Origin of the sequence: Halorubrum sp. CGM5_25_10-8B (assembly GCF_005435095.1) — an archaeon.
GTDB lineage: Archaea > Halobacteriota > Halobacteria > Halobacteriales > Haloferacaceae > Halorubrum > Halorubrum ezzemoulense.
Genome location: NZ_SGTY01000009.1, coordinates 120,555 through 132,767, shown reverse-complemented (window position 1 = coordinate 132,767; position 12,213 = coordinate 120,555). Strand labels below are relative to the sequence as shown.

At 71.2% G+C, this 12,213-nt stretch carries 12 protein-coding genes; 4 read left to right on the top strand and 8 right to left on the bottom strand.

Annotated features, from left to right (window positions below):
• Positions 1–43 precede the first annotated feature (43 nt).
• Positions 44–520 (top strand): hypothetical protein, encoded by a 477-nt coding sequence (locus EXE51_RS10350; RefSeq protein ID WP_049931438.1) that lies wholly within the window; start codon positions 44–46, stop codon positions 518–520.
• Between the two features lie 26 nt (positions 521–546).
• Here EXE51_RS10350 and EXE51_RS10345 read toward each other — a convergent pair whose 3' ends face one another.
• The 4 genes from EXE51_RS10345 to EXE51_RS10330 all read right to left on the bottom strand — a co-directional run bounded on the left by EXE51_RS10345 (position 547) and on the right by EXE51_RS10330 (position 3,136).
• Positions 547–1,347 carry a protein-L-isoaspartate O-methyltransferase gene (locus EXE51_RS10345; RefSeq protein WP_094519976.1) on the bottom strand — a complete coding sequence of 267 codons (801 nt, stop codon included), beginning with the start codon at positions 1,345–1,347 and terminating at the stop codon, positions 547–549.
• Between the two features lie 49 nt (positions 1,348–1,396).
• On the bottom strand, positions 1,397–2,029 hold the full coding sequence (locus tag EXE51_RS10340; protein WP_049931436.1) for a protein-L-isoaspartate(D-aspartate) O-methyltransferase: 633 nt from the start codon (positions 2,027–2,029) through the stop codon (positions 1,397–1,399).
• Between the two features lie 66 nt (positions 2,030–2,095).
• Positions 2,096–2,509, bottom strand: coding sequence for an Hsp20/alpha crystallin family protein (locus tag EXE51_RS10335; RefSeq protein ID WP_137692638.1), 414 nt, complete (start codon positions 2,507–2,509; stop codon positions 2,096–2,098).
• A gap of 123 nt (positions 2,510–2,632) precedes the next feature.
• The gene (locus EXE51_RS10330) at positions 2,633–3,136 is read right to left on the bottom strand and encodes an Hsp20 family protein (RefSeq protein ID WP_137692637.1); all 504 of its coding nucleotides are present in this window, start codon (positions 3,134–3,136) and stop codon (positions 2,633–2,635) included.
• A gap of 110 nt (positions 3,137–3,246) precedes the next feature.
• On the opposite strand from EXE51_RS10330, the gene EXE51_RS10325 reads away from it, so the two are divergent.
• From EXE51_RS10325 to cysS, 3 genes are all read left to right on the top strand, one after another.
• On the top strand, positions 3,247–4,632 hold the full coding sequence (locus tag EXE51_RS10325) for a deoxyribodipyrimidine photo-lyase (RefSeq protein ID WP_094553281.1): 1,386 nt from the start codon (positions 3,247–3,249) through the stop codon (positions 4,630–4,632).
• A 95-nt stretch (positions 4,633–4,727) separates the two neighbouring features.
• A complete protein-coding gene (gene ilvA, locus EXE51_RS10320) occupies positions 4,728–5,990 on the top strand; it encodes a threonine ammonia-lyase (protein ID WP_049931432.1) in 1,263 nt (420 codons plus the stop codon).
• Positions 5,991–6,385: 395 nt separating this feature from the next.
• Complete coding sequence (gene cysS, locus EXE51_RS10315) at positions 6,386–7,903, top strand: cysteine--tRNA ligase (protein ID WP_137692636.1); 1,518 nt, start codon at positions 6,386–6,388, stop codon at positions 7,901–7,903.
• A gap of 553 nt (positions 7,904–8,456) precedes the next feature.
• Here the strand turns inward: cysS and pheA are convergent.
• From pheA to EXE51_RS10295, 4 genes are all read right to left on the bottom strand, one after another.
• On the bottom strand, positions 8,457–9,263 hold the full coding sequence (gene pheA / locus EXE51_RS10310; protein WP_089308031.1) for a prephenate dehydratase: 807 nt from the start codon (positions 9,261–9,263) through the stop codon (positions 8,457–8,459).
• 89 nt (positions 9,264–9,352) lie between these two features.
• Positions 9,353–10,582, bottom strand: a complete 1,230-nt coding sequence (locus tag EXE51_RS10305; RefSeq protein WP_094494771.1) for a DR2241 family protein — start codon at positions 10,580–10,582, stop codon at positions 9,353–9,355.
• A 2-nt stretch (positions 10,583–10,584) separates the two neighbouring features.
• Positions 10,585–11,454 (bottom strand): CbiX/SirB N-terminal domain-containing protein, encoded by an 870-nt coding sequence (locus tag EXE51_RS10300; RefSeq protein WP_049931428.1) that lies wholly within the window; start codon positions 11,452–11,454, stop codon positions 10,585–10,587.
• A gap of 195 nt (positions 11,455–11,649) precedes the next feature.
• On the bottom strand, positions 11,650–12,177 hold the full coding sequence (locus EXE51_RS10295; protein WP_094519983.1) for a hypothetical protein: 528 nt from the start codon (positions 12,175–12,177) through the stop codon (positions 11,650–11,652).
• Positions 12,178–12,213: the final 36 nt, after the last annotated feature.

The following is a 12,213-nucleotide window of genomic DNA, read 5'->3' as shown; positions in this document are numbered from 1 at the left end:
ATCGTCCGATCGTTTATATCAGATACCGCGGCCAGCGCGGCGTATGTCCGATCGAACACACGACTCGCGCACCGCGAACCGCCGGACGTTCAGCACCGACACCCGCGCGATCGAGGGGCTCCCGGTCCGCCTCGTCATCGCGCTCGTCGTCGGCGTCGCCAGCCTCAGCGTGATGATGGGGATGATCGGCGACATCGACGGGCTGGCCGCGACGGAACTCGACGCGCAGCCCCAGCCGGAGGTGACCACGCCCGGCGAGCAGTCGGTCGACGTCGCCGTCGTCGACCCCGACGGCTCTCGGGTCGCGGACGCGACGGTCATCGTCCGGGGCGGCTCTGCGCAGATCGACGGCGTCGTCACCGCGAAGACGAACGAGGACGGGGTCGCGACCGTCGACGTCGAGCCGGAACTCGGGCCGAATCAGGCCGACGGGACGCTCGCGATCGACATCAAGCCGCCGGCGGAGGGCGACTACGTCGACGAGCGGGGGAACACCGAGGTGCTCGTCGTCGAGGAGTGACGCCGCGAGCGGCGGAGGAGAGTCGGTTAAAGCCGGCTGTCCCAGTCGATCCAGTCCTGTTCCCAGCCGTGCCGTCGCTGCCGGCTGCGCTCGGCGCGCTCCGCGTCCTCCCGCCGAGTTCGGTTCCGTTCCGTTCCGGGCTGTTCGCCGTCGACGAGCATCGGTTGGAGCCGCGCCGGCCCGTGCGTCTCGACCGTTTCGAAGCCGTCAGGCGCCGGATCGTCGTCCGTACCGGCGCCGGACGCGATGGCGTCGCCCGCGTCGGGACCCCCGGCGGACGGCTCGATCGCGGCGACCGTCTGGACGCCGGCGCCGCGCGGGTAGGCGATTCGCCCGTCGGGCGCGAGCTGGTCCCTGAGGGAACGCGGCGGCTCGACGACGGCGGCTTCGAGGAGGATCCGGTCGTACGGTGCGTACGCGGGGAGTCCGTCGGCGCCGTCCGCGCGGTCGACGAGGACCGCCCCGTAACCGGCCGCGTCGAGGTTCGACCGCGCGGCGGCGACGGCGGCGCGGTCGATGTCGACCGCGTGGACGCGCCGCGCGCCGGCGATCTCGGCGAGCATCGCGACCGAGTAGCCGATCCCCGCACCGACGACGAGGAGCGAGTCGCCCTCGGCGGCGTCGAGCGCGGTGACGAGACGGACCAGCGTCGGGAGCGAGAGCGAGTGCGGGTCGTCGCCGTCGACGGCGCCGCCGCGAGGCGAGTCGTCGACGAAGGGATCGCGCGGGACGCGCTGAAGCGCGGTCAGCACGGGCGGCTCGATCGGCTCGCCGATCTGGTGTTCGAGCCCCTCGATCATGTCCGCCCTGAGCGACGCGTCGTCCATGCGCAGTCTCGGGACTCGGTCCTCTAAAACCGTGCGTTCGGCGGGCCGACTATCGCATCGGGACGAACCGCACGCCGCCGTGGTCCTCGCGGTCGATCCCGCCTTCGCGGAGCGTCAGTCGGACGAGCCGCTGGCGACCACCCTCGCGAACGGGGGCGACCACGCGGCCGCCCGCCCGGACACGGTCGACGACCGCGTCCGGAACCGCCTCGGGCGCCGCGCAGGTGAGGTAAGCGGCGTCGAACGGAGCCTCGTCGAGGAACGCCTCTCGGCCGTCGGCGGCCGCGACGGCCACGTCGTAGCCGAGACGGGCAAGGCGCTCGCGGGCGGCGGCGGCCAGTTCCGGGACCCGCTCGGCGGAGAGGACGTTCCCCGGGCCGACGACCTCGGCGACGACCGCGGCGTGGTAGCCGCAGCCAGTCCCCACCTCGAAGACGCGGTCGCCGCGCTCGACGTCGAGGAGATCCGTCATCAGTGCGACCATGTGCGGCGCGCTGATCGTCTGGTCGTGGCCGATCGGGAGCGGCCGGTCGGCGTACGCCGACTCGCGATGCGCCTCGGGAACGAACTCGTGGCGGGGGACGGCTCCGATCGCCGAGAGCGTCTGCTCGCTCACGTCGAGACGCCGTCGGAGCGCGCTCACGAGGTCGCGTCGTTCGGCCGTGCGGTCGCCGTCGTTCATGTGAGTCGATAGCACAGTGTGCGTGGAGAAAGCATCGGCGGAGAGGCAGGGGTCGAGCCGGGCGGATCAGTTCACGTCGATCCGGCGTCCCTCGTCCGCGTCGAGGACATCGAGCGGGACCGTTACAGTGAGGACACCGTGCCGGTACGTCGCGGTGGCGTCGTCGAGACGGGCGTTCGTCGGCAGGCCGACGGTCCGAGTGACGGACTCGTGGCGCCGCTCGCGTCGGATGTATCGCCGGTCTGCGTCCTCGCGTTCCGCGTCGCGCTCGGCGGCGATGGCGAGCCGGTCGTCGCGGGCTCGGACGTCGATCTCGTCGCGATCGAACCCCGGGAGGTCGGCCATCACGACGAACTCGTCGGCGTACTCGGCGACGTCGATGTCGGCGGTCCGGAGGTCGCGGCCCCGAGCCCGCTCGCCCCCGAGGGGGGTGCGGCCGAGGAACTGCTCGATCTCGTCGAAGGGATTCGTCGTGTTCATACCGACAGAGAGGACCCGTGAGGTGTTAAATAGCGACTGACGCGTGCTATCTCGCGGCGGCGGCGGATTCCGGTATCCCGGCCGCGGCGCACCCCGTGTCACACCCGACGACGCGAGCGCGGCTCAGCTGACGTCGATCGTGTGCCCGCGGTCGTCGTCGGGCGAGCGCTTGGGGAGCGTGACGGTGAGGACGCCGGCGTCGAAGGAGGCCGCCGCCGCGTCGGCCTCGACGGGTTCGGGGATCGGAACCCGACGGGAGACGGAGCTTCGCCGGCGCTCGCGCCGGTGGTAGCGGACGTCGGCCGGACCGCTCTCGCCGTCGTCCGGATCGTCGGCACCGTCCTCTTCGGCGATATCGAACTCGCTCGACTCCTTGCGGGAGCCGCTGATAACGAGCGCGTCGTCGCGCAGTTCGACGTCGACGTCGTCGGCGTCGAATCCGGGGAGGTCGGCGACGACGGTGATCGCCTCGTCGTCTTCGACCACGTCGACGTCGACGTCGCGGGCGCCCGGGAACCGCGGGACCTCGGGGCCGGTGCCCTCCAGCGTGCCGCCGAGTTCCTCGAACTCGCGGCCCATCCGCTCGAACAGTTCCTCTATCTCGTCGAAGGGATCGCGTCGGGTCATACAGGTCAGGATTCGTGACGGAGCGTCTTGAACGTACTGGCGGCGGCGGGGACGGCGGCGCGCCGAGATGCCGGCGACAGACACTATCCGCTGGCGCCCTTGGAGTTCGTATGCGCCTGTTCTGGCACCGAGGAGACGCTCGAACGCGGGACAACGCCGGGCTCGCCGCCGCGGCTCGGGACGGTGAAGTCGTGCCGGTGTTCGTGTACGACGCCGACCTGCTCGGAACGGTCGGCGCGCGGCAGCGCGCGTTCTTCCTCCGCCACGTGAAGCGACTGGAGGAGCGGTACCGCGAACTCGGGAGCGACCTGATCGTCCGCGCCGGCGACCCGGAAGCGGTCCTCGTCGACCTCGCCGCGGAATACGACGCGGAGGCGGTGTTCTACAACGAGCAGTACCGAGCGGCCCGTCGGAACCGACAGCGGGCGGTCGAGGACGCGCTCGCCGGCGAAGGCGTCGACACCGACTCGCGGACCGACATCGTGCTGGTCGACCCCGGTCGGCTAGAGGCGCGCTATCCGAACCACAGCCAGTTCCACGGCGACTGGGAGACCGTGCCGAAGCGCGGGCCGTACGCGGAGCCGGACGCGGCCGCGCTGGCCGACGTGCGCGACGGGAAGACCGTCCCCGAGCCCGACGCCGACATCGACCTCCCCGACGCGGGGTACGAGGCCGCCCGCGAGCGGTTCGACGAGTTCCTCGACTACGGGATCACCTCGTACAACGACACCCGCGACGACCTCGCGCGGGCCGTCGAGGCCCCGACGCACGCGGTCTCGCGGATGTCTCCGTACCTCGCGACCGGCGCGATCGGGGTCCGCGAGCTGTGGGCGGGCGCGAGCGACGTGTACGACGCCGTGACCGGCGGGGAGCGCCGCAACGTCGACAAGTACCGGTACGAGCTGTCGTGGCGCGAGCAGATGTACCACCTGCTGTATTACAACCCGGACCTCGCCGTGTCGAACTACAAGTCGTTCCCGAACGAGATCGCGTGGCGCGACGACGACGACGCCTTCGAGGCGTGGACGCGCGGCGAGACCGGCTACCCGCTCGTCGACGCCGGAATGCGACAGCTGAACGAGGAGGGGTACATCCACAACCGGCCGCGGCAGGTGGTCGCGAGCTTCCTCACGAAGCACCTCCTGATCGACTGGCGGCGCGGCGCGCGCTACTTCACGAAGCAGCTGATCGACCACGACTACGCCTCGAACCACGGCGCGTGGCAGTGGACCGCCTCCACCGGCACCGACTCCGTCGACGTGCGCATCTTCGACCCGGTGAGCCAAATGTCGAAGTACGACGACGGCGCCCGATTCGTGAAGGCGTACGTCCCGGAGCTCTCGGACGTGCCGTCCGGGAAGGTGGTCGACTGGCCGACCCTCTCGCGGGCGGAGCGCGAGGAGCTCGCGCCCGACTACGCGCACCCGATCGTCGACCGGAACGAAGGGTACGAGCGCGCGCAGCGCGTCTTCGAGGAGGCGCTCGGGAAGCGATAGCGGGCGCGGGTCGGCGCGGAGCGGTGCGGACCCGTGGGTGGTACCGGCGTTCCGTAACCGAGTCCTTTTCGTGGGGCCCCGAGAACGGCTCCGCTATGTCCCCAGTCGCGATCGACGACGTCGAGGCCGCCGCCGAGCGGCTCGCCGGCACCGACATCGTCCAGCGGACGCCCGTCGAGCGGAGTCGCTCGCTGAGCGATCGGTGCGGCGCCGACGTGCGTCTCAAGATGGAACACCTCCAGCGCACCGGCTCGTTCAAGACGCGCGGCGCGTACAACGCGATCTCGCTGGCGATAGACGGGTCCGGAGAGCGCGCCGCGGAGGTCCCGATCGAGCGCGTCGTGGCCGCGAGCGCGGGCAACCACGCACAGGGGGTCGCGCTCGCGGCGGCCGACGCCGGGATCGAAGCGACGATCGTGATGCCGGAGGCAGCGCCCGCGGCGAAGATCGAGGCGACCCGCGCCTACGGCGCCGAGGTCGTCCTCCGGGGCAGCGCGTTCCCCGAGGCGATGGCGCACGCTCGGACGCTGACCGACGACCCCGGGACGCGGTTCGTCCACGCGTTCGACGACCCCGACGTGGTCGCGGGACAGGGGACGCTCGGCCTGGAAGTGCTCGACCAGGTGCCCGACGTCGACACCGTCCTCGTCCCCGTAGGGGGCGGCGGGCTCGCGGGCGGGGTCGCAACCGCGGTCAAGGCCCGGTCGCCCGAGACGCGGGTCGTCGGCGTTCAGACCGAGGGCGCGTCGACGCTCTCGGAGAGCCTCGCGGCCGGCGAACTCGTGACGCGCGACGAACCCGACACGATCGCGGACGGGATCGCGACCGGCGGGCTGAGCGACCTCACCTTCGAACTCCTCGACGAACACCTCGACGAGGCGGTCGTCGTGAGCGACGACGACGTGGCGAACGCGATCCTCCTGCTCTTGGAGCGCGCGAAGCAGATGGTCGAGGGCGCGGGCGCGACCGCCGCGGCCGCCCTGTTGAACGACGAGGCGGTCGACGATCTCGACCTCGGCGGCGAGACCGTCGTCCCGCTTCTCTGCGGCGGCAACATCGACGTGACGACGCTGAAGGAGGTGGTGACGCACGCCCTCGTCGACCGCCACCAGCTGATCGAGCTCTCCGTCCGGATCGACGACACGCCCGGGACGATGGGGGAGATCAGCACCCTGATCGGCGCGGAGCGCGCGAACATCCGGACCGTGCGCCACGAGCGCAGCCGACCTGACCTGCCGGTCGGCGACGCCGACCTCGTCTTCGAGGTGGAGACGAACGGCCCTGCCCACGTCGACCGCGTCCTCAAGGCGGTACGCGAGGCGGGGTACGAGGTGGAGTGGACGACGCGGGAGGCGTGAGGGAGAATGTCGTCGATGTATAAATTGAACTACGGTGGCGCGCGCCTCCGAGCGGCCGCCTGCGGCGGCCGTGAGGAGCGCGTGCGAGGGAGTCGGCCGACCGCAGGGAGGCCGACGAGGCTGGGGAGGCGTGAGGTGCGGTTGCGGTGTGGGGCGGGACTCAAAGGGGCAGTCGCGAGGCCGCCGTAGGCGACGCAAGCACCGGAGCGAGGGAGCGGAGCGACCGAGTGAGGAGCACAGCGAGCGTACTGCGGCCTCGCGACTGGGGCTTTGGAGGTGTTCACCGCCAAGTCACCGAAGGCGTCCACGATCGACCCGCCGACCGCGTCGGGCGGGTGGTCGTCGTCTCGCGCGATCCGACGATTTGAAACGCTCACCTCGGCAACCGTCTCGTAATGAGTCTCGTCGTTACCGACACCTTGGAAGACGAGCGCGTCGAGTTCACGGCCGACGGCGACGTCACGCTGTACGTCTGCGGCCTGACGGTGTCGGACGACCCGCACCTCGGGCACGCCCGCCTGTGGTTCCACGCGGACGTGCTCCACCGGTGGCTCGAACACCTCGGCTACGACGTACGCCACGTCGAGAACGTCACCGACGTCAACGAGAAGATCACGGCCCGCGTCGGCGAGCGCGACGACTGGACCGAGGAACGCGACGTGGCCGAGGCGTTCACCGCCACGACGTTCGACGCGATGCGCGGACTCAACCTCAGGCGGGCGGAGGTGTACCCCCGCGTCACCGAGCACGTGCCGGAGATCGTCGACCTCGTCGAGACCCTGATCGAGGAGGGGTACGCCTACGAGTCGAACGGCTCCGTCTACTTCGACGTGACCCGCTTCGACGAGTACGGGAAGCTCTCGAATCAGGAGTTAGACGCGCTCGAAGCGCAGGGCGAGCCGGACGAGCGCTCGGAGAAGCGGAATCCGGCCGACTTCGCGCTGTGGAAGGCCGACGGCGTGAGCGAGACCGCGGCGCGCGAACACGCGAAACACGACCACGGCGCGGAGACGCCCGAGGGCGAGACGTGGGCGTCGCCGTGGAGCGAGGGGCGGCCCGGGTGGCACGTGGAGTGCTCGGCGATGTCGACGACGCACCTCGGGGACACCCTCGACATCCACATGGGCGGGCGCGACCTCGTCTTCCCGCACCACGAGAACGAGATCGCGCAGTCCGAGGCGGCGACCGGCGAGGCGTTCGCGCGCCACTGGCTCCACGTCGGCCTGCTGGAGATGGACGGCGAGAAGATGTCCTCGTCGATCGGCAACTTCTGGACCGTTCCGGACGCCCTCGACGAACTCGGCGTCAACGTCGTCCGCACGTTCTACGCCGGCGCCGCCTACCGCTCCGAGCAGGCGCTCACCGAGGAGACGATCGCGGAGGCCGAGGAGCGCTGGGAGCGGCTCTCCCGCACGTACGACCGCGCCGTCGAGGCGCTCGACTCGACCGAGGCCCGAGCGAAAGCCGAGGACGCCGACCTCCGCGAGGCGGTTGCGACCGCCCGCGACGACTTCGCGGCCGCGATGAACGACGACCTCAACCTCCGGGAGGCGACCGCGGCGCTCCTCGATCTCACCGACGCGGTGAACCGGCACGTGGACGCGGTCGACGAGGGGGACGATGACGGGAACGGGACCCGTGACGTAGACGCCGCCTACGACTACCGGGGCCTCCGCGAGGCGGTCGAAGCGTTCGAAGAGCTCGGCGGCGACGTGTTGGGCCTCCAGTTCGAGTCGCCGAGCGACGGCGACGTCGACCTCGCCGGCGAGCTGGTCGAACTCGTGTTGGACGTCCGCGAGGCCGAGCGCGAGGCGGGCAACTACGAGCGCGCGGACGAGCTCCGCGACGCGCTCGGCGAAGTCGGCGTCGAGATCGAGGACGGCCCGGACGGCGCGACGTACCGGTTCGAGTAATACGGAACCGCGCGTTTCACCGGGGGGATAGTCAATGTGGCGATAGCGGTGGGTGGCTCGGTCGCTCGTATATAAACAGCTGCCGACGGAACCGCGGATAACATCTCCAAAGCCCCAGTCGTGAGGGCTCGCGCGGCTCGCTGTGTTCCTCGGTCGGTCGCTACCGCCCCTTCGCTGCGGTGTCGCCGGTGGCTTCGCCGCCGGCTTCCCGCGGCGCGTAGCGCCCCGATACTTGCGTCTCCGTGCTTCGCACTCAGGGCTGCCCCTTTGAGTCCCGCACCGCACAGCACCGCACCTCGCGCCTCCCCAGCCTCGTCGCTGGCGCCCTCCGCTTCGCTCCGGGAGCCAGCGACTCCAACGAGGGACCGAAGGTCCCTCTGGCAGCCGGCGCGTGGCGCCGGCGACCTCGCACGCGCTCCTCACGGCCGCCGCAGGCGGCCGCTCGGAGGCGCGCGCCACCGCACCGCCGCGTTCATCGATAAATAGTCGTCGCCGTCAGATCTGGTCGTTTAAATAACGGAGTAGCGGGCCGCAGTCTTCCGAAGTTCAGGTCTCAGTCGAGCACGTGCTCGGTGTCGTACGATCCGAGCACCTTCACCCACCCCTTGTCCGCGATGCCCTCGACATCGTCGACCGCCTTCGCCATGTGGTCCTCGTAGAGCCCGGCGTCCACGTCGAAGTGGAACAGGTAGTCGCCGAGGCGCTCGCCGCTCGGGCGCGACTCGATCCGCGAGAGGTTGAGGTTGCGGTCGGCGAACGCCTCCAGCAGCTCCAGCAGGAGGCCGGGGTAGTTCGCGTTCGGGTAGACGATCAGCGTGGTCTTCCCGCCGGCGTCGGCCCTCGCGGACTCGGGCGCGACGACGAGGAACCGCGTCGCGTTCGACGTCCGGTCCTGGATGTCTTCCGCGAGGATAGAGAGGTCGGCGCCGGCGTTGTCCGGGTGCCCGATCCCGGCGACGCGGGCGTCCTCGCGGGCACGCTCGACGCCGCGGGCCGTGGAAGCGACCGCTTCGAGGCCGGCGTCCGGGTAGTTCGACTCCAGCCAGTTGCGACACTGCGCGAGCGCCTGCGAGTGGCTCGCGACGACCTCGAACGAGTCGTCCTGCGAGAGGAGGGCGTGGCGGATCGGCGTGACGACCTCGCGGGTGACGGACACGTCATAGTCGGCGAGCGCGTCGAGGCTCTCCGTGACCGACCCCTCGATGCTGTTCTCGATGGGGACGACGCCGCGCTCGAACTCGCCGTCCGCGACGGCGTCGACGATGGCGGTGACCGATTCGCGGAACGACACCTCGGCGGCGACGGCGCGCGCGGCGCGGTGCGAGTACGTGCCGGCGGGACCCAACGTGACGGCGTTCATTGCCCCACCGTTTCAGGGGAGCCGAGAAAAGCCTGCGGGGCGCGGCGATGTTTCCGGTGCGTCCGATCGGGGTCGGGCTACGGAGCCGGTCACTCCTCGGCCGATTCGGTCGGCACGCCGCCGAGGTTCCCCTCGTCGTCGAACAGCTTGGCGCGGAGGAAGCGCGCCCGGTACCGGTTCGCCCCCTCCTTCGTGTCCGCCTCGCGGATCTCGTCGGTCCGGCCGTCCGCGACCGCGTCGATGATGTCCTCGACCTGCTCCTTCTCGCTCGGGGTCAGGTCGAACTCGTACGTCCGCGGCTGCTCGCTCTCCAGTCGCGTCCACTTCCGCGCGGCCGACACCACGACTGAACACGGCTCGCGGCAGGGGAACGCGCCGTCGCCGCCGTCGACGTCGAGGTCCGTCTCGTCGTCGTACTGCCACTCGCGGCGCTTGAGACACTGCGAGTCGTCGCAACAGGCCTCCGCCACCCAGTTGACGTGCTCGTACCCCTCGCCGCGGTCCCACGTCTTCACGACGCCGTAGATGCCCGACTGGCGCTCCATCGTCTCGCGCCAGTGAGTCACGTCGAGCTCCCCCTCGCGCTCGCGGTGCCAGTTGGCGACGGTCGCGGGGTAGATCGTCTCGACCGCCTCGTAGAGGTCGCGCGGGCCGAGGTCGGGGAACACCCAGCCGCCAGCGAGCGACGGGGCCGTCTTGAGCGGGCGGTACCGCCCCTGTTCGTCGAACGTCACCAGATCGCGGGCGTTGAGCGGGTCGTCGTACGCGTCCAGATCGTCGACCGGGACGCCGGCGTCGTCGGCGTGGCGCACGTCGTAGCGGCGCTCCCCGCGGTCGGTGACCGTCGCCGTGATCTTCAGTTCGCCCCACGCGCGTTCGATGCCCTCGGCGAGCGCGGCGTACCGGGTCGCGACGGTATCGCCGTCCGCGTCCTCGATCCAGCGGAGGAACGCGCGACGCGGCCCGAACTCGCCGACGACGCGCTCGAAGGTGTACCAGTCGGTGACGGCCGCGGCGCGCTCGGAGAGCGCCTCGTGGAGCTCGCGCTCGCTCAGCCCGACCGGGCGGTCGCCGTCGGCGAGGACGTACTCGCCGGGGGCGTCCTCGACGGGAGCGTCCTCGTCGTCTTCGTCGGCGCCGCGCGCCACGCTGAACCCCTCGAACCGGACGGGCTCCCCCGGCTCGCGGTCGGCGAGCGCGTCGAGGACCGCGTCGAACGCCTCGCTCGGGAGGTCGATCTCTGGCGCGTCGGGCTCGCTACCGGCGTCTTCGGATCCGTCGTCGGCCGCGTCAGCCTCCGCGGAGGTCGGGTCGCTCACGCTCAGTCCCCCGTGGCGACGCGGGTAGTCTCTCGCACGTCGTCGAGCGCCGTCCCGAGGTCGGCGCCGGCGTCGTCGGCGCGCTCTAAGACCACGTCGGCCATGAGTGGCTCCGTTCCCACCGCGCCCGCGTACCAGATCCGCGTGCCGTCGACCGTCTCGGGCACGTCGTATCCCTCGGTGTGGTCCTCACAGAGGCCCACGTCCTCCGGGATGTCCTCCTGCGTGTGGTAGCCGTCGGCGATGAAGAGGGGAACTAAGACGACGTCGTCGCTCTCGAAGTGCTCGGGGAGGTCGTCGACCTCCGGGTCCTCGTCCATGTACAGCGGCTTCACCTCGTCGAATCGGTCGCGCTCGGCGATCCGGTCGGCGTGGTACTCGATCGCCTTCGCCGAGTTCTCGTTGCGCTCGGTGCCGTGGCCGACGACCGCGAGGCCGAACCCGTCGCCCACGTCGGCGTCGTTCGTCACGGACTCCGCGCGGCGGACGATCACGTCGGTCATCGCGCGGTGGGTCCCCACCGGCCCGCAGTAGTGGACCTCCTTGTCGATGTCCTCGGCGACGAGCGTCGCCTGGTCCGCCGAGAGGCCGTCGGAGTCCCACTCCGAGACGTCCCAGCCGGCGAGGCGGAGCTCGCGGGGGATCACCTGCTCGGTGAAGTAGCCCTCCGAAATGAACAGCGGGACGACGTACACCTCGTCGCCCTCGACGGTGCGGAGCACCTCTCGGAAGTGCGGCTCCTCCTTCCAGAAGCCGGTGCGGACCTCGTCGAAGGCACCGGTGGCGCGGATCGTGTCGGCGTGGTCGTACGTCGGCGCGCTCGACTCGGGGTTGAGGTGCGAGCCGTGCGCGACGATGACGAGCGACTGCATACCCGTACTGGGGCCGCGCCGCTCTTAGGGACTTCGGAGGCTGCGGGAGTGCGAAAACGGTGCGACGCCGGGGTTCGGGGTCGACCCGCAAAGCGGCGTCGACCGCGCGACAGGCCGGAGCTGTCGTTGAACGCGCGTCAAGGCGGAGCCGGCCATCGACCGCGCGTCAAGGCGGAGCCGGCCATCGACCGCGCGTCAGGTCGAGTCGGTCGTCGGCACCGCGTCGAGCGCGGCCTCGACGATCCGGACCGCGTCCGGACCGTCGCGCCGCCCGACGACGCAGACGAGCGTATTCTCCGCGACGCCGGCGGCCGGGACCTCGATGTCCCGAACGGCCAACCGGCGGAGTGACGCCCCGAGCGCCGCGGCGTCGACATCGCCGGTCGCGACGATCGCCGTGCGGTCGCCCTCCGGAGCGACGGCCGCGTCGCCGACGCGGAGGAGCGGCTCGCCGGCGTCGCCCTCGGCCGCGCCGTCGGCCGCCGAGAGCCCGACCCCGCTGCGCATCGAGACGGTCGTCCCTCGCGATTCCGTCGCGTACGCGGGCAGGTCCTCGCGGAAGCGCCGGAGAGCGGCCGCGACCGCGTCCGGCTCGCCGTCGAGGGCGGCGGCCTCGGCGAGCCACGCGGCCGCGGCGCTGTAGTTCAGGAGGCCGGCACGGAGCGCGTCGAAGACGAACGGCCGCGAGCGGACGGCCTCGCGGGTGTCGGCTGCCAGCGACATGGATCGACTTGCGCGCGCGTCGATCAAGCCGGTTTC